The sequence below is a fragment of the Cupriavidus sp. 05L411 genome (assembly GCF_056398045.1).
The window spans coordinates 1-21,007 of record NZ_JBFTOQ010000039.1; the positions used below are offsets into that span (position 1 = coordinate 1).

At 64.1% G+C, this 21,007-nt stretch carries 22 protein-coding genes and 1 other RNA gene; 17 read left to right on the forward strand and 6 right to left on the reverse strand.

The window, feature by feature from the left end; translation table 11 throughout:
* Window positions 1-846: 846 nt before the first annotated feature.
* Window positions 847-1,305 carry an Lrp/AsnC family transcriptional regulator gene (locus tag AC1DQR_RS31205; protein WP_043343633.1) on the reverse strand — a complete coding sequence of 153 codons (459 nt, stop codon included), beginning with the start codon at window positions 1,303-1,305 and terminating at the stop codon, window positions 847-849.
* Between the two features lie 60 nt (window positions 1,306-1,365).
* A complete protein-coding gene (locus AC1DQR_RS31210) occupies window positions 1,366-1,962 on the reverse strand; it encodes a cysteine dioxygenase family protein (RefSeq protein ID WP_416047591.1) in 597 nt (198 codons plus the stop codon).
* Window positions 1,963-2,136: 174 nt separating this feature from the next.
* Here AC1DQR_RS31210 and AC1DQR_RS31215 point away from each other — a divergent pair, with 174 nt between their 5' ends.
* The 6 genes from AC1DQR_RS31215 to AC1DQR_RS31240 all read left to right on the forward strand — a co-directional run bounded on the left by AC1DQR_RS31215 (window position 2,137) and on the right by AC1DQR_RS31240 (window position 8,076).
* Window positions 2,137-3,108: a LysR family transcriptional regulator gene (locus tag AC1DQR_RS31215; protein WP_174427441.1), complete on the forward strand. Its 972-nt coding sequence runs from the start codon at window positions 2,137-2,139 to the stop codon at window positions 3,106-3,108.
* 177 nt (window positions 3,109-3,285) lie between these two features.
* Complete coding sequence (locus AC1DQR_RS31220) at window positions 3,286-4,593, forward strand: Glu/Leu/Phe/Val family dehydrogenase (RefSeq protein ID WP_043343639.1); 1,308 nt, start codon at window positions 3,286-3,288, stop codon at window positions 4,591-4,593.
* A 365-nt stretch (window positions 4,594-4,958) separates the two neighbouring features.
* Window positions 4,959-5,858 carry a glutamate/aspartate ABC transporter substrate-binding protein gene (locus AC1DQR_RS31225; RefSeq protein ID WP_150987958.1) on the forward strand — a complete coding sequence of 300 codons (900 nt, stop codon included), beginning with the start codon at window positions 4,959-4,961 and terminating at the stop codon, window positions 5,856-5,858.
* A gap of 63 nt (window positions 5,859-5,921) precedes the next feature.
* Window positions 5,922-6,650 (forward strand): amino acid ABC transporter permease, encoded by a 729-nt coding sequence (locus AC1DQR_RS31230; RefSeq protein ID WP_150987960.1) that lies wholly within the window; start codon window positions 5,922-5,924, stop codon window positions 6,648-6,650.
* Window positions 6,651-6,661: 11 nt separating this feature from the next.
* On the forward strand, window positions 6,662-7,345 hold the full coding sequence (gltK, locus tag AC1DQR_RS31235) for a glutamate/aspartate ABC transporter permease GltK (protein ID WP_416047593.1): 684 nt from the start codon (window positions 6,662-6,664) through the stop codon (window positions 7,343-7,345).
* Window positions 7,342-8,076: an amino acid ABC transporter ATP-binding protein gene (locus AC1DQR_RS31240; RefSeq protein WP_174427443.1), complete on the forward strand. Its 735-nt coding sequence runs from the start codon at window positions 7,342-7,344 to the stop codon at window positions 8,074-8,076. The genes gltK and AC1DQR_RS31240 overlap by 4 nt, the downstream gene beginning before the upstream one ends.
* 96 nt (window positions 8,077-8,172) lie before the next feature.
* On the opposite strand, the gene AC1DQR_RS31245 is transcribed toward AC1DQR_RS31240, so the two are convergent.
* Window positions 8,173-9,003 (reverse strand): class II glutamine amidotransferase, encoded by an 831-nt coding sequence (locus AC1DQR_RS31245; protein WP_043343649.1) that lies wholly within the window; start codon window positions 9,001-9,003, stop codon window positions 8,173-8,175.
* 130 nt (window positions 9,004-9,133) lie between these two features.
* Here AC1DQR_RS31245 and AC1DQR_RS31250 point away from each other — a divergent pair, with 130 nt between their 5' ends.
* The 5 genes from AC1DQR_RS31250 (at window position 9,134) to rnpB (ending at window position 13,906) form a co-directional block, all read left to right on the forward strand.
* A complete protein-coding gene (locus AC1DQR_RS31250; protein ID WP_183032604.1) occupies window positions 9,134-10,222 on the forward strand; it encodes a tartrate dehydrogenase in 1,089 nt (362 codons plus the stop codon).
* Window positions 10,219-11,559, forward strand: coding sequence for a glycerate kinase type-2 family protein (locus AC1DQR_RS31255; protein ID WP_477134400.1), 1,341 nt, complete (start codon window positions 10,219-10,221; stop codon window positions 11,557-11,559). Before AC1DQR_RS31250 ends, AC1DQR_RS31255 begins: the two co-directional genes overlap by 4 nt.
* A gap of 46 nt (window positions 11,560-11,605) precedes the next feature.
* A complete protein-coding gene (gene pyrC / locus AC1DQR_RS31260; protein ID WP_477134401.1) occupies window positions 11,606-12,640 on the forward strand; it encodes a dihydroorotase in 1,035 nt (344 codons plus the stop codon).
* Window positions 12,641-12,660: 20 nt separating this feature from the next.
* Window positions 12,661-13,521, forward strand: coding sequence for a DUF3025 domain-containing protein (locus tag AC1DQR_RS31265; protein ID WP_416047596.1), 861 nt, complete (start codon window positions 12,661-12,663; stop codon window positions 13,519-13,521).
* A 43-nt stretch (window positions 13,522-13,564) separates the two neighbouring features.
* Window positions 13,565-13,906, forward strand: an RNA gene (rnpB, locus tag AC1DQR_RS31270) — RNase P RNA component class A.
* An 81-nt stretch (window positions 13,907-13,987) separates the two neighbouring features.
* On the opposite strand, the gene AC1DQR_RS31275 is transcribed toward rnpB, so the two are convergent.
* Window positions 13,988-14,410 (reverse strand): OsmC family protein, encoded by a 423-nt coding sequence (locus AC1DQR_RS31275; RefSeq protein ID WP_150987978.1) that lies wholly within the window; start codon window positions 14,408-14,410, stop codon window positions 13,988-13,990.
* Between the two features lie 766 nt (window positions 14,411-15,176).
* Between AC1DQR_RS31275 and rplM the strand changes: the two genes are divergently transcribed.
* The 5 genes from rplM to erpA all read left to right on the forward strand — a co-directional run bounded on the left by rplM (window position 15,177) and on the right by erpA (window position 17,956).
* Window positions 15,177-15,605 (forward strand): 50S ribosomal protein L13, encoded by a 429-nt coding sequence (gene rplM, locus AC1DQR_RS31280; RefSeq protein WP_006156415.1) that lies wholly within the window; start codon window positions 15,177-15,179, stop codon window positions 15,603-15,605.
* Window positions 15,606-15,616: 11 nt separating this feature from the next.
* Window positions 15,617-16,009: a 30S ribosomal protein S9 gene (gene rpsI / locus AC1DQR_RS31285; protein WP_006156414.1), complete on the forward strand. Its 393-nt coding sequence runs from the start codon at window positions 15,617-15,619 to the stop codon at window positions 16,007-16,009.
* A gap of 270 nt (window positions 16,010-16,279) precedes the next feature.
* Window positions 16,280-17,029: a DUF6776 family protein gene (locus AC1DQR_RS31290; protein ID WP_416047597.1), complete on the forward strand. Its 750-nt coding sequence runs from the start codon at window positions 16,280-16,282 to the stop codon at window positions 17,027-17,029.
* Window positions 17,030-17,063: 34 nt separating this feature from the next.
* Entirely contained in the window at window positions 17,064-17,477 is a 414-nt protein-coding gene (locus tag AC1DQR_RS31295) for a bactofilin family protein (RefSeq protein ID WP_174427448.1), read from the forward strand.
* A gap of 110 nt (window positions 17,478-17,587) precedes the next feature.
* The gene (erpA, locus tag AC1DQR_RS31300) at window positions 17,588-17,956 is read left to right on the forward strand and encodes an iron-sulfur cluster insertion protein ErpA (RefSeq protein ID WP_017225530.1); all 369 of its coding nucleotides are present in this window, start codon (window positions 17,588-17,590) and stop codon (window positions 17,954-17,956) included.
* A gap of 73 nt (window positions 17,957-18,029) precedes the next feature.
* Here the strand turns inward: erpA and AC1DQR_RS31305 are convergent, their stop codons facing one another.
* Window positions 18,030-18,827 (reverse strand): phytanoyl-CoA dioxygenase family protein, encoded by a 798-nt coding sequence (locus AC1DQR_RS31305; protein WP_416047598.1) that lies wholly within the window; start codon window positions 18,825-18,827, stop codon window positions 18,030-18,032.
* 92 nt (window positions 18,828-18,919) lie between these two features.
* Here AC1DQR_RS31305 and AC1DQR_RS31310 point away from each other — a divergent pair, with 92 nt between their 5' ends.
* Window positions 18,920-19,834: a LysR substrate-binding domain-containing protein gene (locus tag AC1DQR_RS31310; RefSeq protein ID WP_416047599.1), complete on the forward strand. Its 915-nt coding sequence runs from the start codon at window positions 18,920-18,922 to the stop codon at window positions 19,832-19,834.
* 16 nt (window positions 19,835-19,850) lie between these two features.
* On the opposite strand, the gene AC1DQR_RS31315 is transcribed toward AC1DQR_RS31310, so the two are convergent.
* Complete coding sequence (locus tag AC1DQR_RS31315; protein ID WP_416047600.1) at window positions 19,851-20,993, reverse strand: anhydro-N-acetylmuramic acid kinase; 1,143 nt, start codon at window positions 20,991-20,993, stop codon at window positions 19,851-19,853.
* Window positions 20,994-21,007: the final 14 nt, after the last annotated feature.

Consider the following 21,007-nt stretch of genomic DNA (forward strand, 5'->3'; position numbering starts at 1 on the left):
GCAGTTGCCGATGGGATATGGCGTGTGCACTTCGGCCCCATTGCCATAGGATTGATTGATGAACGCCAGGCGAAGCAGCACTACCTGACAATCAAAGTGTTACCCATGTGAGTGAACTCGTTTGTTACCCATGTGGTTGATTCGTACACGACCCTGCCGGGGGCAGAGCAATCGCGGGTGCTAGGGGCGCTGGTTGCGTCGTACGGCCACAGTTCTGCGGGCATCTGCCGGTACCGGTTTGAAGGGCCACGACGCTGCCGATTTCCGGGATTCGCAGTACGGCCCCCGGTAGCGGAATCCTTGCCCATTCGCCAATCTGCCGTTACCAGCGCGCGCCATCACGACACATCGCCCGTCAGTGGTTTCGTGGTGGGGCGGGCGCGGTGGTGAAGGCCCCGAGCATATCAACCCGGTGCCACCGCGCCCACGACGGAACCGGTGCACCTGCAACTTCGTGGCCGGTTGCTCCGCGAGCGACAGACGGCTTGAAGCAAGTGATGTCGGCTACCGGGGGCCTCACCACGAATCCCGGAGGCTGGCAGATTCGTGGCCGGTCCAGCCGGTACCGGCAGAAGCCCGCCAACACTCCGGGCCGTACGACGCAACCACCGGGGCCGAACAGCCTTATTGCTCTGCTCCCAGCAGGGTCGGCTTTCTTCTCGTTAGTCTTCTTTGCCGACGCAAAGAAGAGTGACCGGCAGCCCCCGCAGGGGGATGTCGTATGGCTTTTGGGTCCAAAAACCATCACCGCTCAAATAAACAGCAACCAACCACGCTAGGGCGATGTCGTACGGCACCTTGGGTGCAAAAACCATCGCCGTTCAAAGAAACAGCAACCAACCCCAATCACGCATAATCCAAAGGCAAAGCCGTCGTGTACTTGATCTGCTCCATAGCAAAACTAGAACTAACATCCGCCAGCTCAGCCCCCTGAATCAGCTTCTTGTAGACCCGGTCATAGGCCGCGATATCCGGCACCACCACGCGCAGCAGGTAATCGGTATCCCCGGCCATGCGGTAGAACTCAGTCACCTCGGGGATCGATGCGACCAGGTCATGAAAGGTCTTGAGCCATTTGACGCTGTGCTGGCTGGTGCGGACCGAGACGAATACCGTCACGCCCACATTCAGCAGCGCGGGGTCCAGCAGCGCCACCCGCTTGCGTATCACGCCGCTTTCCTCGAGCTTCTGCACGCGCCGCCAGCACGGCGTGGAGGTGAGGCCCACCCGCTCGCCCAGCTCGGCCACCGGCACGGTGGCGTCTTCCTGGAGAGCGGCAAGTATCTGGCGGTCGTATCGGTCCATGGCAAATCCTGTTGGCGCGCAGCGTCGTCCGGGTGCCTGGCCGCCCACCGCCCGCAAGACTCAGGCCGCGTCCACCAGCAGGTTCACACCGCTGCAGATGTGTTCCTGGTCCACCCCATAGATATGCAGCGACACGGCCACCGCGTCGCTGTCGTTGCCGAGCGCATGGATATGGCGCAGCCCAGCTGGCACGCTGAAGGTATCGCCCACTGTGCGCGTGATCTCGCCGCACGGATGCGCCTGCCGCTCTTGCGCGTCCCAGCGGTAGTGGCGCTCATGCAGCGTGCCGCGCAGCACCCGGTAGGCGCACCAGGTCTGGTGTCCGTGCACCGGGCTGTGCTGCCCCGGCCGCCAGACGATCAGCATGGCGGAGAAGCGCGCCAGCGGATCGGCGTGTACCAGGTGGCGCACATAGCCCTCAGCCGACCCTTCGCGCAGCGACTCCGGCAGCAGTGCCAGCAGCGTGGCGGCGTCCGGCAGGCTGGCTTCGATGCCTTGCGCCACCATGCGCGCGCTGGCGGCAAAGGCAGATGACATACCGTCGGACAGCGGGGCAAAGAGATCCGGCTGGCCGTCGGCCGTGTCGAGGGTGCCAAGGACGCCGGCGCTACGTGCGTGGCTGGCAATATCGGTAACGGCGGCTTGCTGGGTGGCCATGACGGGCTCCTTGTTGGTTTGAGACCATCATAGCGTCCGTCCCGTAGCAAGCACGTGCGTCTTGTCGTGCAAATCTGGATGAAAGTGTAATCAAATTCTAATAATATTCAACCGTATAGAATATTATTCCTGGCGGTGGCGAAACCGCGGGAAGCCGGTGGATAATGCCGCCTCATGGAAATCAAGTGGCTTGAAGACTTCGTCAGCCTGGCCGAGACGCACAGCTTCTCGCGCTCGGCCGAGCAGCGTCATGTGACGCAGCCCGCGTTCTCGCGCCGGATCCAGTCGCTGGAGTCCTGGGTGGGCACGGAGCTGATCGACCGCTCCAGCTATCCCACCAGCCTGACGCCGGCGGGCAAGGTGTTCTACGAGCAGGCCCTGGCCATGCTGGCGCAGGTCAGCGAGACCCGCGCGCTGATGCGGGGGCAGCGTTCGGCCAATGCCCAGGTGCTGGAATTCGCGGTGCCGCACACGCTGTCGCTGACGTTCTTCCCCGAATGGCTCAAGGCGGTGGAGCGCGAGATCGGCACGCTGCCGTGCCGGCTGCGTGCGCTCAACGTGCATGACGCCGTGCTGGCGCTGGTCGATGGCGGCTGCGATTTAGTGATGGTCTACCACCATGCGCGCCAGGCCATCCAGCTCGATCCCGCGCACTACGACATGATGGTGCTGGGCACCGAGCGGCTGTCGCCATACAGCGTGCCGGACGCCACCGGCAAGCCTCTGTACCGGCTGCCGGGCACGGACAAGAAGCCGGTGCCCTTCCTCAGCTATACGCCCAATGCCTTCCTCGGCCGCATGGTCGACATGCTGCTGTCAGAGACCACCGACGCGCTCAAGCTCGACAAATGCTACGAGACCGATATGGCCGAGGCGCTCAAGGTGATGGCGCTGTCCGGGCATGGCATGGCCTTCCTGCCGGAGAGCGCGGTGCGCGAGGAACTGGTCCAGCACCGGCTGGTGCGCGCGGAGGCCGCGCGCGGCGTGCCGTTGTCGATCGACATGGAAATCCGGCTTTACCGGGAGAAGCCGGGCGAACACGTCAACGAGCGGCGCAGTGCACAGGTTCGCAACAAGCGCCAGCTGGTGGAGCGCGTATGGTCTTCGCTGGCAGCGCAGGCGTTGCCCGCACTGCCGAAACCCTGAAGCCGCGCAGCTGGTGCGCCGGGTACATGGCAACATTGCCGGGAAGGTCGGTACGGGGCGCCATAGGCCCTTGGTCAAAGGTTATGCAAAGCATGCATAACGGGATAATCAAACGGCATTGGCTTCGGCGGGGCCGCCTCCCCTAAGCTGGCGGCACCTTCACACCGGAACCAAACGATGTCTTCCGCAGCGCCGTCCAATCCTGCCGTCAAGAACCACACCTTGCCTTCCTACCTGAACGCCGATGCGCTCGGGCCCTGGGGCATCTACCTGCAGCAGGTCGATCGTGTCACGCCTTACCTGGGCTCGCTGGCCCGCTGGGTCGAGACCCTGAAGCGCCCCAAGCGCGCGCTGGTGGTGGACGTGCCGATCGAGATGGATAACGGCACCATTGCCCACTTCGAAGGCTATCGCGTGCAGCACAACATGTCGCGCGGCCCCGGCAAGGGCGGCGTGCGCTTCCACCAGGACGTGACCTTGTCGGAAGTGATGGCCCTGTCGGCCTGGATGTCGGTCAAGAACGCTGCGGTCAACGTGCCGTACGGCGGCGCCAAGGGCGGTATCCGCGTCGATCCGCGCACGCTCTCGCGCTCGGAGCTGGAGCGCGTCACGCGCCGCTATACCAGCGAAATCAACTTCATCATCGGACCCAACAAGGACATCCCGGCGCCCGACGTCAACACCAATGAACAGGTGATGGCATGGATGATGGACACCTACTCGATGAATTCCGGCAGCACCGCCACCGGCGTGGTGACCGGCAAGCCGATCTCGCTGGGCGGCTCGCTGGGTCGCCGCGAGGCAACCGGCCGCGGCGTGTTCGTGGTGGGTTCCGAGGCGGCGCGCAACCTTGGCCTTGAGATCAAGGGCGCACGCATTGCCGTGCAGGGCTTTGGCAATGTCGGCGCCGTGGCCGCCAAGCTGTTCCATGAGGCTGGCGCCAAGGTGGTGGCGGTGCAGGACCACCGCACCGCGCTGTACAACCCGGCTGGCCTGGACGTGCCCGCCATGATGGAATATGCCTCGCACAGCGGCACCATCGAAGGTTTCCAGGGCGAGACCATCTCCGCCGAGCAATTCTGGCAGGTGGATTGCGAAATCCTGATCCCGGCCGCGCTGGAAGGCCAGATCACAGCCCAGAACGCGCCCCACATCAAGGCACGCATGGTCATCGAAGGTGCGAACGGCCCGACCACGCCCGAGGCCGACGACATCCTGCGCGAGCGCAATATCCTGGTGGCGCCCGACGTCATCGCCAATGCCGGCGGCGTTACGGTCTCCTATTTCGAATGGGTGCAGGACTTTTCCAGCTTCTTCTGGACCGAAGAGGAAATCAACCAGCGCCTGGTACGAATCATGCAAGAGGCATTCCGGGCGATCTGGCAGGTCGCTCAGGACAACAAGGTTACCCTGCGCACTGCCGCCTTCATCGTGGCGTGCACGCGGATTCTTCAGGCGCGCGAAATGCGCGGTCTCTATCCCTGATGCCTGACGCGGCTTGGCGCCGCAGCGTCGCTACCTGGCGATGCTGCGGCGCAACAAGCCTATCCAGGATTGGTAACGCGGCTGCCGGGCTTCCCGGCAGCCGCGTTGTCGTATGCGCTCGCTGCCCCGCGCACGCCAGGGGGCTCCCGTGCTGGCGAGGCGTTGCCGCAAGGCCGGCCCGACGCGTTGGCGCAACGGCTTTACGGCAGTGGAGGCATGCCTCGTTTGCCTTGCAAACCATGCCTTAGATGGCGCTGTTAGGGGAAAAACCCGTTGTCTTGAGTGCTTGCCTGCGCAATACTATTTCGTCGGCGGGTGGTTTTTTGTTAGAGTCCCGCCTTTCTCTTCATGGTCAAGGAGATGTTATGAATGTTGCCAAGTTGGCTTCCCTGATGATTGCTGCTGGCGTGCTGTGCGGTACCGCGCAAGCTGCCGAGCAACTGACGGGCACGCTGCAGAAGATCAAAGACACCGGTGTGATTACGCTTGGCGTTCGTGAGTCGTCGATTCCGTTCAACTACAACCTCGGCGGCGTGCGCCAGGTCGGCTATTCCTACGACATCAATGTCAAGATCGTGGAAGCGATCAAGGACCAGCTGAAGCTGCCGAACCTGCAGGTCAAGGAAATCCCGATCACCTCGCAGAACCGCATCACCCTGCTGCAGAACGGCACCATCGACATCGAGTGCGGCTCGACGACCAACAACCTCGAGCGCCAGAAGCAAGCATCGTTTACCACCAGCATCTTCATCATCGGCACCCGCATCATGGTGAAGAAGGATGGCGGCATCAAGGACTGGGCTGACCTCAAGGGCAAGAACGTGGTGACGACCGCCGGCACCACCTCGGAACGCCTGCTGCGCAAGATGAACGATGACCAGAAACTGGGCATGAACATCATCAGCACCAAGGACCATGGCCAGTCGTTCCTGACGCTGGAATCGGGCCGCGCCGTCGCCTTCATGATGGACGATGCGCTGCTGTACGGCGAACGCGCCAAGGCCAAGAACCCGGCCGACTGGATCGTGGTGGGCAAGCCGCAGTCGCGCGAGTCTTATGGCTGCATGATCCGCAAGGACGATGCACAGTTCAAGAAGCTGTCGGACACAGTGATCACGGGCATGATGAAGGATGGCTCGATCAACACGCTGTACACCAAGTGGTTCCAGCAGCCGGTCCCGCCCAAGGGCCTGAACCTGGACTTCCCGCTGTCGGAAGACATGAAGGCACTGTTCAAGACGCCGAACGACAAGGCACTCGACTGATACTGGGATTCCGGTTGTGTGAAACGGAAGGCATGTCCTTCCGTTTCTTTTTGAGGACACATCATGAACTACAGCTGGCATTGGGGTGTATTCCTCGAACAAGCGGCCCAGAACGAGACCTACCTGGACTGGATGATTTCCGGCCTGAAGGTCACCATTGCACTCGGGCTCTCGTCGTGGATCATCGCCCTCATCATCGGCTCCGTGCTCGGCGTGCTGCGCACGGTGCCCAACAAGTGGCTGTCCGGCGTGGCCGCGACCTACGTCGAGATCTTCCGTAATATTCCGCTGCTGGTGCAGTTGTTCATCTGGTATTTCGTCATGCCCGAGCTGTTGCCCGGCGGCGAGTCGTTCAAGCAGATGAACCCGTTTGCCCAGCAGTTCCTGGCAGCCGTGCTGTGCCTGGGCACCTTTACCGCGGCCCGGGTCTGCGAGCAGGTGCGCTCCGGGATCAACTCGCTGCCGCCCGGCCAGCGGAACGCCGGCCTGGCGATGGGTTTCACGCTGGCCCAGACTTACCGTTATGTGCTATTGCCGATGTCGTTCCGCGTTATCGTGCCGCCACTGACCTCGGAGTTCCTGAACATCTTCAAGAACTCCGCTGTAGCGTCGACCATCGGGCTGCTGGAGCTGGCGGCGCAGGGGCGCCAACTGGTGGACTACACGGCGCGCCCGTATGAGTCCTTCATCGCGGTGACCATCATGTACGCGCTGATCAATATCGTGGTCATGCTGCTCATGCGCTGGGTCGAAGGCCGCACCCGCGTGCCCGGCTTCATCGGCGGCAAGTAAGAGGACACGTCATGGCATATACATTCGATTTCAGCTCGATCAACGCGACCACGCTGGACGTGCTGGGCGAGGGGATGCTGGTCTCGCTCAAGATCACCGTCACCGCGGTGGTGGTCGGCATCGTCTGGGGCACCATCCTGGCGATGATGCGGCTGTCCTCCGTCAAGCTGCTGAACTGGTTCGCGCAGGGCTACGTCACCATCTTCCGGTCGATTCCGCTGGTGATGGTGCTGTTGTGGTTCTTCCTGATCATCCCGCAGCTGCTGCAAAAGACGTTCAACCTGTCGCAGGCGTCCGACCTGCGCATGACCTCGGCGCTGATTGCCTTTGCCTTGTTCGAGGCGGCGTACTATTCGGAGATCATCCGCGCGGGTATCCAGAGCGTGTCGCGCGGGCAGATGTTCGCCGCGCAGGCCATGGGCATGACCTACGGGCAGGCGATGCGGCTGGTGATCCTGCCGCAGGCCTTTCGCAACATGGTGCCGCTGCTGCTCACGCAAGGCATCATCCTGTTCCAGGATACGTCGCTGGTCTACGTGAGCGCGCTGGCGGACTTCTTTGGCCAGGCCTACGGTATCGGCGAGCGTGACGGCCGCATCGTGGAGATGCTGCTGTTCGCCGGGCTGGTGTATTTCATTATCTGTTTCTCCGCATCGCTGCTGGTCAAGCGTTACCAGAAAAAGGTGGCCGTATGATTGAAATCAATAACGTCTCCAAGTGGTATGGCGCCTTCCAGGTGCTGACCGATTGCACCACCAAGGTCGCCAAGGGCGAAGTTGTGGTGGTGTGCGGCCCCTCGGGTTCGGGCAAGTCGACGCTGATCAAGACTGTCAACGCGCTGGAGCCCTTCCAGAAGGGCGACATCACGGTGGACGGCACCTCGGTGGGCTCGCCCAAGACCAACCTGCCCAAGCTGCGTTCGCGCGTGGGCATGGTGTTCCAGAACTTCGAGTTGTTCCCCCACCTGTCGATCACCGAGAACCTGACCATCGCGCAGATGAAGGTGCTCGGCCGCTCGAAGGAAGAGGCAACGGCGAAAGGCCTGAAGTACCTGGATCGCGTGGGCCTCAAAGCCCAGGCGGCCAAGTTCCCGGGCCAGCTGTCGGGTGGCCAGCAGCAGCGCGTGGCAATTGCCCGCGCGCTGTCGATGGATCCGATCTGCATGCTGTTCGATGAGCCGACCTCCGCGCTGGACCCGGAGATGGTCAACGAAGTGCTGGACGTGATGGTGCAGCTGGCGCAGGAAGGCATGACCATGATGTGCGTGACCCACGAAATGGGTTTCGCGCGCAAGGTCGCCAACCGCGTGATCTTCATGGACCAGGGCAAGATCGTCGAGGACTGCGCCAAGGAAGAGTTCTTCGGCAATATCGACGCGCGCTCCGAGCGGGCCAGGCAGTTCCTGTCGAAGATCCTGCATCACTGATGCAGGCCGCCGCCCCGCCGCGCTGATGGGTGGCAGGCAGGATGCAAAAAAGGGACGCCGAGGCGTCCCTTTTTTGCATGGCTTGCCCGCAATGGTTCAGGTGCAGGCGCTGTTGGCCGCGTTCTTGGCCTGGACTTCCGGCGGGATCGGCACGGTCAGCGTCATCACCGAGCGGCCTTCCTCGAACATCATCAGCTCGCCGGGTGCAAAGGCGGTCCAGGTTTCGTTGTCGGTCAGTGGCGCGGTGGCGATCACCGCCACGCGGTCGTCGGGCGTGGTGACCTGGGCAAAATCGATCGACAGATCGGCATCGATCAGGTGGGCGGTGGAGAAGGGCCACTGGCGCACGATGTAGTACAGGCGCGTGGAGCAGTGGGAGAACAACGCCTGGCCATTGGACAGCAGGTAGTTGAACACGCCGTGCTGCGTGATCTCGCGCGTGATGTCCGCCAGCGCGTGGCACAGCTCGTTGAGCGGCGGCTGCGAGCCGGGGAAGCGCTTGCGCAGCCCCTGCATCAGCGTGCAGAAGGCGAGTTCACTATCGGTGTCGCCGACCGGCTGGTAGACCCCCGACAGGAAAGGCGAGAAGTCCTTCAGGTCGCCGTTGTGGGCAAAGATCCAGTGTCGTCCCCACAGCTCGCGCATGAAGGGATGGCAGTTTTCCAGCCGTACCGTGCCCTGGGTCGCCTTGCGGATATGGGAGATGACGTTCTTGGACTTGATCGGGTAGCGCTTGACCAGCTCAGCCACGGGCGAGGTGCCGGCGGACTGGTTGTCGATGAACAGGCGGCAGGCCTTGTCCTCGAAGAACGCCACGCCAAAGCCATCGGCATGGTGATCCGTGACGCCGCCGCGGGCGGCGAAGCCGGTAAAGGAGAACGTCACGTCGGTCGGCGTGGCGCAGTTCATGCCGAGCAGCTGGCACATGGCGGGCACCGGACCGGCAGCAGGCTGCCGGATTGCAATAGAATGTTCCATTATCCGGCCTGCCCGGGCTATCTGCCAAGCGCAGCGCGTTTTTCCCCGATTTCAATACCATTCAGCGGGCCCTCGAGACATGAGCAAATACAAGATCGCAGTCATCCCCGGCGATGGCATCGGCACCGAAGTGATGCCTGAGGGCCTGCGTGTGATGGATGCCGCCGCGCGCCGGTTCGGCATCGATATGCAATTCGATCACTTCGACTTCTCCAGCTGCGACTACTACGCCCGCCACGGCAAGATGCTGCCGGACGACTGGTTCGACACCCTGGTCAAGTACGACGCCATCTACTTCGGCGCGGTGGGCTGGCCGGACGCCGTGCCCGACCATGTCTCGCTGTGGGGCTCGCTGCTGCAGTTCCGGCGCTCCTTCGATCAATACGTCAACCTGCGCCCGGTGCGGCTGATGCCGGGTATCCGCAGCCCGCTGGTGGACCGCGACGGCAATGCGCGCAAGCCGGGCGACATCGATTTCTACGTAGTGCGCGAGAACACCGAGGGCGAGTACTCCAGCATCGGCGGGCGCATGTTCCCCGGCACCGACCGCGAGGTGGTGATCCAGGAAACGGTGATGACGCGCACGGGCGTGGACCGCATCCTCAAGTTCGCCTTCGAGCTGGCGCAAAAGCGTCCGGCCAGGCATCTGACCTCGGCCACCAAGTCCAACGGCATCTCCATCACCATGCCGTACTGGGACGAGCGGGTGGAGGCCATGGCTACCCACTACCCCGGCGTGAAGGTGGACAAGTACCACATCGACATCCTCACCGCGCACTTCGTCCAGCATCCAGACTGGTTCGACGTGGTGGTCGCCAGCAATCTGTTCGGCGACATCCTGTCCGACCTGGGCCCGGCCTGCACCGGCACCATCGGCATCGCGCCCTCGGGCAATATCAACCCGGACCGCACCTTCCCCAGCCTGTTCGAGCCGGTGCATGGCTCCGCGCCGGACATCGCCGGGCGCGGTGTGGCCAACCCGATCGGCCAGATCTGGTGTGGCGCCATGATGCTGGAGCATCTGGGCCAGCCGGAAGCCGGCGCGGCCGTGCTGGGCGCCATCGAGAAGGTGCTGTCGGCCGGGCCGGAGCATGCCCCGCTGACCCGCGACATTGGCGGCAAGGCTGGCACGGCGGACCTGGGCCAGGCCATCGCGCAAGCGCTGTGAGCACGACCGCCCAACCTCTGCCGGCCACCGCGGCCGACGCGCGTGCCCTGCTGCTCGATAGCTTCCATGCCGCGGTGGCGGCAGCGGATCCGCTGCGCATCGTGGCGGACCACCTGCCGCCGCCCCAGGCTGGCGGGCGTACCCTGGTGGTAGGCGCCGGCAAGGCTGCGGCCTCGATGGCGCTGGCCGTGGAGCGGGCGTATGCCAGCCAGAACAGCGCGGTGCAGCTCGACGGCCTGGTGGTGACGCGCTACGCCCACGGCCTGCCGACCGAACACGTGCGCGTGATAGAGGCCGGACACCCGGTGCCGGACGAGGCTGGTGAGCGCGCCGCGGCCGAGATCCTGGCGCGGGCGGGCGAGCTCGGGCCGCAAGACAGGCTGATCGTGCTGGTGTCCGGCGGCGGTTCCAGCCTGCTGTCGCTGCCAGCCGAGGGCATCGCCATGGCGGACCTCAAGGCCACCACGCAGGCGCTGCTGCGCTGCGGCGCTCCCATCACGGACATGAATATCGTGCGTAAGCACCTGTCGCGCATCCAGGGCGGGCACCTCGCCCAGGCCTGCCGCGCGCCGGTGACCACGCTGATCGTGTCTGACGTGGCCGGGGACGACCCCAGCGCCATCGCCTCCGGCCCCACCGTGCCAGACGCCAGTACCTACGCCGATGCCCTGGCGGTCCTGCGCCGCTACGGTGCGGTGGTCCCGCCGGTGGTGCAGGCGTACCTGGAGCGCGGTGCGCGCGGCGAAGTGGCGGAAACGCCCAAGCCCGGCGATCCACTGTTCGCGCGGGTTGAGAATCGTGTGATCGCTACCGCTCACGGCAGCCTGATGGCGGCAGCGGATCACTTCCGCTCACGCGGCATCCAGCCGGTGGTGCTGGGCGACACGGTGACCGGCGAGGCGCAGGAAGTTGCCCGGGTCTACGCGGCGCTGGTGCGTGAGATACGCGCGTACAATGCGCCATTCGCGGTGCCCGTGGTGCTGATTTCCGGTGGCGAATGCACCGTCACGTTGCCGCAGGGCGGTAGCGGGGCGGCTGGAAAGCCCCGTGGCGGGCGTTGCTCGGAGTTCCTGCTGTCGCTCGCCCTGGAGCTGGATGGCGTTGATAATGTGTACGCCATCGCGGCAGACACCGACGGCATCGACGGCTCCGAGGATAATGCCGGCGCGTTGCTGGATCCGTCCACGTTCGCGCGTGCGCAGGCTGCCGGTGCATCGGCGCGCGCCCGGCTCGACGCGCATGATGCCTGGGGCTTCTTCGAAGCCGCCGGCGACCTCGTGGTGACGGGCCCCACGCGGTCCAATGTGAATGACTACCGCGCCATCCTGATTCTGTAATCCCTGATAAGCGCCAGCCGCGACTGCCGGCCGGCCCCCGAAAGCCATGACCCAGACTCTCACCATTACCCGCCCGGACGACTGGCACCTGCACCTGCGCGACGGCACGGCCCTGGCCGCCGTCCTGCCGGATACCGCCCGCCAGTTCGCCCGCGCCATCATCATGCCCAACCTGAAGCCGCCCGTGACCACGGTGGCGCAGGCCGCGGCCTACCGCGACCGCATCCTGGCCGCGCTGCCGGTGGGCTTGGCGTTCGAGCCGCTGATGACGCTGTACCTGACCGACAAGACTACCGCCGAGGAGATCGTCGCTGCCAAGGCCAGCGGCTTCGTGCACGGGGTCAAGCTGTATCCGGCCGGTGCCACCACCAACAGCGATGCCGGCGTGACCGACCTGCGTCACTGCGCGGCAGCGCTGGAAGCCATGCAGCGCGTGGGCCTGCCGCTGCTGGTGCACGGCGAAGTGACCGATCCGGCGATCGACATCTTCGACCGCGAAGCCGTCTTCATCGACAAGGTCATGACGCCGCTGCGCCGCGACTTCCCGGCGCTCAAGGTGGTGTTCGAGCACATCACCACCAAGGATGCGGCCGAGTACGTGCGCGACGCCGAAGGCCMGGTCGCCGCCACCATCACTGCCCATCACCTGCTGTACAACCGCAACGCCATCTTCACCGGCGGCATCCGCCCGCACTATTACTGCCTGCCGGTGCTCAAACGCGAGACCCACCGCGAAGCCCTGGTGGCCGCGGCCGTGTCCGGCAGCGAGCGCTTCTTCCTCGGCACAGACAGCGCGCCGCACGCGCGCGGGCTGAAGGAACATGCCTGCGGCTGCGCCGGCTGCTATACCGGGCTGCACGCCATGGAGCTCTACGCCGAGGCCTTCGAAGCCGCCGGTGCGCTGGACAAGCTGGAAGCCTTCGCCAGCTTCAACGGCCCGGCGTTCTACAGCCTGCCGCGTAATAGCGGCACGCTCACCCTGGTCCGCGAGGCGTGGGAGCTGCCAGCCGAACTGCCGTATGGCGATACCACGCTGGTGCCGCTGCGCGGCGGCGAGACGCTGCATTGGAAGGCCCGCTAAGCCGCGCTGGCGGAGTGGAAGTGCAAGCAGAAAGCCAGATCCGGCTGGCGCTGGTTGCGGCGGTGGCGCAGATCGACTGGGCGCAGCCGTGGTTCCGGCCATTTGCCACCATCGGCTCGGCGCTGGACAGCGCGCTGCGAGGCGGCGCCGACCTGCGCGCCGTCCTCAGTGAAGTGGCTACGCAGCGCGCGCTGCGCAATGCCCGTGGTGTGCCGCTGCGTTTCGTTGCGCAAGCCGAATTGCCCACCGGCACGGCCTACGAGGCACATATTTATGCCACCGGCGCCGTGCCGACGCGCGACAACCTGCATGATTTCTTCAATGCGCTCATCTGGCTGCATTTTCCCCGTTCCAAACGCGTGCTGAACCGGTTGCAGGCCCACGCTATCGCGGTGGCAGGCGTGCAGGGGCGCCGTGGCAGCCTGCGCGATGCCGCGACCTTGTTCGACGAGAACGCCATTCTGTTCCTGAGTGCAGACAGTGGCCTGGAGTCCGTTTTGCGCGGTTTCGGCTGGGAGCACCTGTTCGTGGCGCGGCGGGATGTCTGGGGCGGTAGCGAGCATGCCGGCAGCCGTGACGGCACCGCCCGCTGCAGCGTGGTGCCCTTCGGCCACGCCTTGCTGGAGAAGCTGGTGCGGCCCTATAAGGCCCTGACCGCGCATGCATGGCCGCTGACCGTCCCGCCGGCTGCGGGCGCCGCGCTTCCCGGCTCGCTCGACGATTCCGTGTGCGCCTCGCTCGAAGCGGCCGAGCTGCACAGCGGCCGCTTTGCGCCGTTGCCGGTGCTGGGCATTCCCGGCTGGTGCGAAGCCAATCGCGATCCGGCCTACTACGCGGATACCACGGTGTTTCGTCGCGGGCGCCGCGCGCAGGCCGCATGAGGGTGGCCGGTTCGTGGCCAAACGGTGTTAGACTGCGGGCCGCAAAGCAGGCCAGACAATCGCTGCTTGCACCCTCGTGGTGCAAGGGGAGGAAAGTCCGGACTCCATAGGGCAGGGTGTTGGCTAATAGCCATCCACGGCAACGTGCGGAATAGGGCCACAGAGACGAGTCTTGCCATCGGGTTCGCCCGATGGGAAGGGTGAAACGCGGTAACCTCCACCTGGAGCAATCCCAAATAGGCAGGCATTGAGGCGGCCCGCTGAGCCTGCGGGTAGGGAGCTTGAGCCGGTCGGTAACGACCGGCCTAGAGGAATGATTGTCACGTGCCGGCAACCGCAAGGAAGCCGGCACGCACAGAATCCGGCTTATCGGCCTGCTTTGCTTCTGATTCTTTAGTGTGGCGCGCACCCATCCCAATTGGGGGCGCCACAGCCGGCTCCCCGGGGCTGGGCAGGCGCCAGGCGCCTACACCTCTACAATTTCCATCGTGTGCGTGATTTCCGCCGTCTTGGCCAGCATGATCGAGGCCGAGCAATACTTGTCGTGCGACAGGTGGATGGCACGCTCGACCGCGCCGGGGTTCAGGTTGCGCCCGCTTACCGTGAAATGGAAGTTGATCTTGGTGAAAACCTTCGGGTCTTCGCTGGCGCGCTCCGCTTGCAGCTTCACGCTGCAGCCGCGCACATCCTGCCGGCTCTTCTTCAGGATCAGCACCACGTCATAGGCGGTGCAGCCGCCGGTGCCCAGCAGAACCATTTCCATCGGACGCGGGGCCAGGTTGTGGCCGCCGCCCTCGGGTGCACCGTCCATCGCCACGATATGGCCGCTGCCCGTCTCGGCCACGAAGCTCATGCCGTCGGTGCCCATCCAAGTTACTTTGCATTCCATTTTGTTCGATCCTGCGTTCTAGTGAGTGCGTATTCGATCATGAACACGCGATTTCAAAGCTTGCTTTTTGAGTATAGGCCACTTGGCTAGAAGCGCCGTAACTCGACATTTTTCCCGAAAACTGAAGCTTTCTTCTAAGATGACGGTGCTGTGATAACACGACAAAATGCTAAGTTATTGATTTTATTATATAAAAAATCTTCCTGTGCCTCTTGATGATTTTTCACAATACGGAATGTCATTTCGCACTGCAAATTTCCTTGCGCTGGGAGAGCGCTCATGTATAATTTGAATCATTGAACGACGGCGCACAACACGGCGCAGAGTGCGAAAGCGAATCGGATGGTTTCAGCCACATTCGCCGGTCCGCACCACGATCCAGCCCCGTCGGTCTCCCGGTGTCTCCTCCACCCTCCTCCTTTGGTGGATTCAAACCCAAGCTCAATAGCTTGGGTTTTTTTTATTCTGCGGCCCGCCAGGCCGCATGCACATCCTGCTGCGAAGTGCTTCATGGCTTGCTTTTATGCCGTTTGCATCCATTCTGGATGGCGAGCAGCACACGGAGCGGCACCATCTTGGCGTTCCTTCCTAACTTTCCTTGTGCTCCGGCCTCAGTCCGCAGTATACTCGTAGGCTTTTCCGTCATGCCCGCGGGAAGGAATTCAGGGAGAGCCTGCACATACAAGCAGGAAGGTCAGATCCTAAGGGTCGGCCGACGACGTAAAGTCAATGTTTCGGGCAGGTTCTACAAGTCTCAGGAAAAATCATGAAGACCTTTTCCGCAAAGCCTGCAGAGGTTAAGCGCGACTGGTACGTGATTGACGCGACGGACAAAGTCCTCGGCCGTGTTGCCAGCGAAGTGGCACGCCGACTGCGCGGCAAGCACAAGCCGGAATTTACTCCGCACGTCGACACGGGTGATTACATCATCATCGTCAACGCAGGCAAGCTGCGTGTCACGGGTACCAAAGAAACCGACAAGAAGTACTATCGTCACTCGGGTTACCCGGGCGGCATTTACGAAACGACGTTCGGTAAGATGCAGCAACGTTTCCCGGGCCGCGCCCTGGAAAAAGCTGTGAAGGGCATGTTGCCGAAGGGCCCGCTGGGCTATGCGATGATCAAGAAGCTGAAGGTTTACGCCGAAGCCGAGCATCCGCATGAAGCGCAGCAGCCTAAAGCGCTGGAAATCTAAGGGGGCCATCCATGATCGGAAATTGGAATTACGGTACTGGCCGCCGCAAGAGCGCAGTGGCTCGGGTCTTCATCAAGTCGGGCAAGGGCGATATCATCGTCAATGGCAAGCCCATCAATGAGTATTTCGCTCGCGAAACCTCGCTGATGATCGTGCGCCAGCCGCTCGAACTGACTGCCAACGCACAGACCTTCGACATCAAGGTCAACGTCACTGGCGGCGGTGAAACGGGTCAAGCCGGCGCAGTGCGCCACGGCATCACCCGTGCACTGATCGACTACGATGCCACCCTGAAGCCGTCGCTGTCCAAGGCCGGTTTCGTCACGCGCGATGCGCGTGAAGTGGAACGTAAGAAGGTCGGTTTCCACAAGGCGCGTCGTCGGAAGCAATTCTCGAAGCGTTAATGTGTGTTCGGCGGGTCCGGTTCAACCGGATCTGGCCGTTCAGAAAAAACCGCACGGTTCGCCGTGCGGTTTTTTTTCGCCGTTAGCGCCCGTGAAGGTGCGTGCAATGGCGCGTAACGGCAGGCTATCGCCACGTTTTACAAATACTTTGCATCTCCCCGGATACAATCCCTGCTCTTGTCGCCCGGAGAACCCGACCATGATGCATTGGATGCGATGGCCTGCCGACCCGCCCCGCGCCCGCGTGCCGGTGCCGCGCGTCCGCGGCGCATGAAGTATCGCGTGCTGCGCCCGCGCCGGGGCTCGCTATCCGGGAGTCTGGCGGTGCGTTCGCATTTGCCGTGGCCGCTGCGCGTGCTGGGCGCCGCCGCTGTGCTCGTCGTCGTGCTCGTGGTGGTGGTGGTCGCCGCGCGTTGGGCGTACGACGCTGGCCGGCGGCTGGCTGGTGCGCCGGATAGGACGGCGGAGAACAAGGCGCTGCGCGAGCAGGTGGCGGCGATGACGGCTCAGCACGAGCGCTTGCAGGCGGTGGCCAACACCGCCGAGGCGCAGTTGCAGATGGCCCGCAGCGCCCAGGAGGCGCTGGCCGGGCAGTTGAAGACGGCGGAAGGCGAGGTCGCCCAGCTCAAGGAAGACCTGGCATTTTTTGAGGGCCTGCTCCCGGCCAGCGGCAATACGTCCGGCATCCAGGTGCGGAGTTTTCGCGTGGGTCTTGATGAAGCCGACCCGCTGAAGATGCACTATCGATTGCTGATAATGCAGGGTGGATCCAAGGCTTTTTCACCCTTGCCGGAGTTCCGCGGTGAGTTACAGTTGGTCGTTTCGCTGATGCAGGATGGCAAGCCGGTCACCCTGAGCCTGCCGGAAACTGGCGCCGGTTCGTTGCCTGGCCTGCGGGTCACGCACTACCAGCGGATCGAAAGTGCCTTCGCGCTGCCTGCCGGCGCCACGGTGCGGGCGGTCACGGTACGAATTTTGCAAAACGGTCAGTTGCGCGCAACCCAGACGGCCATGCCGTAAGGGTGCGCTGGGCCAGCAACGAAAAAAGGGACCTATGTTGTTTTCCAAGAAGAAAGGCTTGTCGATCGATACCCTGATTGGCCAGCACAGCGTGATCCAGGGCGACCTGACGTTTTCGGGCGGCCTGCGCCTGGATGGCCGGGTACGCGGCAACGTGACAGCGGCTGCCGACCAGGCGAGCATGCTGGTCATCAGCGAAAAAGGCGTGGTCGAGGGCGAAGTCCGGGTCGGGCACCTGATTCTCAACGGCACGGTCACCGGGCCCGTGCACGCGACCGAGCTGCTGGAGCTGCAACCGCACGCCCGCGTGCAGGGCGAGGTGCACTACGCCGCGCTGGAAATGCACCAGGGGGCATTGGTGGAGGGCCGCCTCGTGCCGCTCGGCAATGCGCAACCCAAGGCGCTACCCAACCTGGTGCTGGCATCCGGCACACAAGAATCTGCCTGATACGGCACCCGTGGCCTGATTGCACCAACAGAACCCCTTGAATTCACGGGGTTTCGGCACGATCTTCCCGGAGCGCTTAAAATACAGGCGTATCTACATAGGAGAACCCCATGAACGCAGTCGCAGAGGCACCCGTTACCGAGGACATGCCCGCCCCGTTCGTCTTTACCGACAGCGCTGCCGACAAGGTCAAGCAGTTGATCGAGGAAGAGGGCAATGCCGATCTGAAACTGCGCGTGTTCGTGCAGGGCGGCGGCTGTTCCGGCTTCCAGTATGGCTTCACCTTTGACGAAGAGGTGAACGAGGACGACACCACGCTGGACAAGAATGGCGTCACGCTGTTGATCGATTCGATGAGCTACCAGTATCTGGTGGGCGCCGAGATCGATTACAAGGAAGACATCAACGGCGCACAGTTCGTGATCAAGAACCCCAACGCAAGCACTACCTGCGGTTGCGGCTCTTCGTTCTCGGTATAAGGCTCGCAAGGGCGCCGCGGTTTCCGACAGGTTCTCGCGGCAATAGAAAAGCGCACTTTGGTGCGCTTTTTTTTTATGCCTCCTGGCGCCAGACCACCGGGAACCAGTCCTCGCGCATCCGCTCGCCGCTGGCCAGGCCGATTCCGGGGAAGGGCGGCGAGGTGCGGCCAGGCCGCTCCAGATAGCGCACGTCATCGCCCAGGAAGCGTGCCGAGAAGGCGCGGCGCCGTTCTGTGCCGGTATTGCCCGCGGCACCATGTACCGTGCGGAAGTCGAACACCACGGCATCGCCTGGCTCCAGCTCCGGTATCAGAATTGCGTGGCTGCCGTCGTCCACGTCCGGCATCTCCATGAACTGGTCGCTACCAGCATAGAAATTCTCATTGCTGGCCCAGCGCTTGGGCCTGACCAGTTTGGGCCAGCGGTGCGAGCCCAGCACCACGCGCAAGGTATTGGCGGTGGTGACAGGGTCCAGTGGGATCCAGTAGCTCGCGGTCTGCAGGCCATCCACGCAGTAGTAGGGCAGGTCCTGGTGCCACGGCGTGGGCTTTGCCGTGCCTGGTTCCTTGACCAGGATGTGCTCGTGGAACACCTGGACGGCCTCGGCCTGCATGATGTGGCCGGCGATGGCTGCGGCCGGTGAGCGCCGGATGAAGTCGGCGAACGGCTGGATGCGCTCCCAGTTGCAGTAATCCTCGAAAAAGCGGCCGCGCTCACCGCTGCCGACGTTCTCGATGGCAAAAGGGCCCGGCTTCGCGAGATTCTGCTCGAATCCTTCGCGCAGCGGCGTCACCCAATCGGTGAAGGCGCCGCGCAATACCAGGGCGCCGTCGCGCTGGTAGGTCTCGATATCGGCTGCGGTGATGTGCATGAGGGTCCCGTGGATGGCTGGCTTGGGACGAGTATCGGGGCCGGGTGATAATAGGAAAAGAATATATTTCCTATGCTGTAGTATAGGAAATCATGATCGGTTTCTCCTTCCGCCAGCTCGAGTACTTTGTCGCGGCCGCCGAGCACGGCAGCATCAGCGCGGCTGCCCGCGCGCGCCACGTATCGCAGCCTTCCGTGTCGCAGGCCGTGGCGCAGCTTGAGGAAACGCTGGGCGAGATCCTGTTTCGCCGCCAGGTCAGCCGCGGGCTGGAGCTGACGCCGGCCGGCCAGCGCCTGCTGGGCCGCGCCCGCGACATCCTGGCGCTGGCCGCCGGCCTGGCAACCGATGGCGTGGACCAGGCACAGGCGCGCGGCCTTAGCGGGCAACTGTCGCTGACGTGCTTCCAGGATCTTGGCGCCTACTACGCACCGCGGCTGCTGGCCGGCTTTCGGCGGCTGCATCCGCATGTTGCCGTGACGCTGTTCGAGGCCGACCTGGCCACGGTGCATCGCACGCTTGCTGCCGGCAAGGCGGAACTGGCGTTGACCTACGATCTCGGCTTCGACCAGCGCATTGCGCGCTGGGTACTTGCCCGGCTTGCGCCCTACGCGCTGCTGCACCCCGGCCATGCGCTGGCCATCCAGCCAAGCGTGAGCCTGCAAGACCTGGCCGGCGAACGGCTGATCCTGGAGGATATTGCGCAAACACGTGAGTACTTCCTCTCGCTGTTCTGGGCGCACGGCTTGCGCCCGCAGTTGCACCAGTACACGCAGACCTTCGAGATGCAGCGCGGCTTGGTGGCACACGGTTATGGCGTGGCGCTCTCATGCACGCGTCCGGCAGGCGACCACAGCTATGACGGGCAGCCCATCGTTTGCTTGCCGCTGCGCGAGGCCGTGACGCCGCAACGCGTGGTGCTGGCGCGTTCGCCGGCCATGCGGCCGTCGCCCGTTGCGCAAGCGTTTATCCAGTGGGTTTGCGAGGCAGGCCACGCCGAGCCGGCGTGAGGGTGGCGAGGTGTTGCTATCGGGGGTAGAGCGCGCCCAAGACACGCGGGCCGGCCGCGCCGGTGACGGTAGGCACATTGCCCGGTGCCCCGCGCAGCATCTGCCGCGCCAGCCAGGCAAAAGCGATGCCCTCCACCTGCGATACGGGAACGCCCAGTTCGTCCGAGCTTTGCACCGCGACAGCGGGCAGCGCCTGCGCCAGCAACGCCATCACCAGGTGGTTGCGGGCGCCGCCGCCGCACACGATCAGCCGCGCCGTGTCGGGCGCGTGCTGGCTGACATCGCGGGCGATGGCGCCGGCGGTCAGCGCGGCCAGCGTGGCCTGCACGTCGGCGGGATCGAGTGCCGTGCCGTGCTGGGAAAGATGATTTTCCAGCCAGGCGGGATGGAACAGGTCGCGGCCCGTGCTCTTGGGCGGGGCCACGCTGAAATAAGGCTCGGCCAGCAGGCGCGCCAGCAGCGCCTGGTCGACCTTGCCGCTGGCGCCCCAGGCGCCGTCGGCGTCGTAGGCCAGGCCGTGATGCCGGTCGATCCAATAGTCGAGCAGCACGTTGCCCGGCCCGCAGTCGAAGCCGGTGACCGGCTGCGCCGCACCGCCTTCGCTGGCGGCGGGCAGCACGCTGATATTGGAGATCCCGCCGATATTGCAGGCCACCCGCGTCTGGGCGGTGTCGCCGAACAGCGCCTGGTGCACCGCCGGTACCAAGGGTGCGCCCTGGCCGCCGGCCGCCACGTCGCGGCTGCGGAAATCCGCCACCACGTCGATGCCCGTCAACTCTGCCAGCAGTGCGGGTTGCTGGCTCTGGCGGGTATAGCCGATGCCGTCGTACAAGCCGGGCCGATGGCGAACGGTCTGGCCGTGCGCACCGATTGCCGCGATGGCCTCCGGCGCCAGCCCGGCATCGCGCAGCAGGGTTGCCACGCAAGCCGCATAGACGCGCGCCAGCCCATTGGCGGCCAGCGCCTCACGGTGGATTTCATCATCGCCGGGCTGCTGCAGCGCGCTGAACGCGTCGCGCAGCTCGGCCGGGAAGGGCTGGAAGGCTGCCGCCAGCACCGTGGGCCGTGGCCCCGAGAAATCGACCAGCACGCCGTCCGCACCGTCCATGCTGGTGCCGGACATGACGCCGATAAAGCAGTCTGGGGACGAAGTTGGCATGCTGGGCGGGCTCA

Coding starts and splice junctions, on each gene's coding strand:
- AC1DQR_RS31245 (WP_043343649.1), bottom strand. CDS start 9,003: ATGTGCCAGCTGCTCGGCATGAACTGCGCCACGCCGACCGACGTGACG.
- erpA (WP_017225530.1), top strand. CDS start 17,588: ATGAACGCAGTCGCAGAGGCACCCGTTACCGAGGACATGCCCGCCCCG.
- rpsI (WP_006156414.1), top strand. CDS start 15,617: ATGATCGGAAATTGGAATTACGGTACTGGCCGCCGCAAGAGCGCAGTG.
- AC1DQR_RS31215 (WP_174427441.1), top strand. CDS start 2,137: ATGGAAATCAAGTGGCTTGAAGACTTCGTCAGCCTGGCCGAGACGCAC.
- AC1DQR_RS31205 (WP_043343633.1), bottom strand. CDS start 1,305: ATGGACCGATACGACCGCCAGATACTTGCCGCTCTCCAGGAAGACGCC.
- AC1DQR_RS31225 (WP_150987958.1), top strand. CDS start 4,959: ATGAATGTTGCCAAGTTGGCTTCCCTGATGATTGCTGCTGGCGTGCTG.
- AC1DQR_RS31240 (WP_174427443.1), top strand. CDS start 7,342: ATGATTGAAATCAATAACGTCTCCAAGTGGTATGGCGCCTTCCAGGTG.
- AC1DQR_RS31210 (WP_416047591.1), bottom strand. CDS start 1,962: ATGGCCACCCAGCAAGCCGCCGTTACCGATATTGCCAGCCACGCACGT.
- AC1DQR_RS31305 (WP_416047598.1), bottom strand. CDS start 18,827: ATGCACATCACCGCAGCCGATATCGAGACCTACCAGCGCGACGGCGCC.
- gltK (WP_416047593.1), top strand. CDS start 6,662: ATGGCATATACATTCGATTTCAGCTCGATCAACGCGACCACGCTGGAC.
- AC1DQR_RS31315 (WP_416047600.1), bottom strand. CDS start 20,993: ATGCCAACTTCGTCCCCAGACTGCTTTATCGGCGTCATGTCCGGCACC.
- AC1DQR_RS31275 (WP_150987978.1), bottom strand. CDS start 14,410: ATGGAATGCAAAGTAACTTGGATGGGCACCGACGGCATGAGCTTCGTG.
- AC1DQR_RS31310 (WP_416047599.1), top strand. CDS start 18,920: ATGATCGGTTTCTCCTTCCGCCAGCTCGAGTACTTTGTCGCGGCCGCC.
- AC1DQR_RS31250 (WP_183032604.1), top strand. CDS start 9,134: ATGAGCAAATACAAGATCGCAGTCATCCCCGGCGATGGCATCGGCACC.
- AC1DQR_RS31290 (WP_416047597.1), top strand. CDS start 16,280: ATGAAGTATCGCGTGCTGCGCCCGCGCCGGGGCTCGCTATCCGGGAGT.
- AC1DQR_RS31230 (WP_150987960.1), top strand. CDS start 5,922: ATGAACTACAGCTGGCATTGGGGTGTATTCCTCGAACAAGCGGCCCAG.
- rplM (WP_006156415.1), top strand. CDS start 15,177: ATGAAGACCTTTTCCGCAAAGCCTGCAGAGGTTAAGCGCGACTGGTAC.
- AC1DQR_RS31295 (WP_174427448.1), top strand. CDS start 17,064: ATGTTGTTTTCCAAGAAGAAAGGCTTGTCGATCGATACCCTGATTGGC.
- AC1DQR_RS31220 (WP_043343639.1), top strand. CDS start 3,286: ATGTCTTCCGCAGCGCCGTCCAATCCTGCCGTCAAGAACCACACCTTG.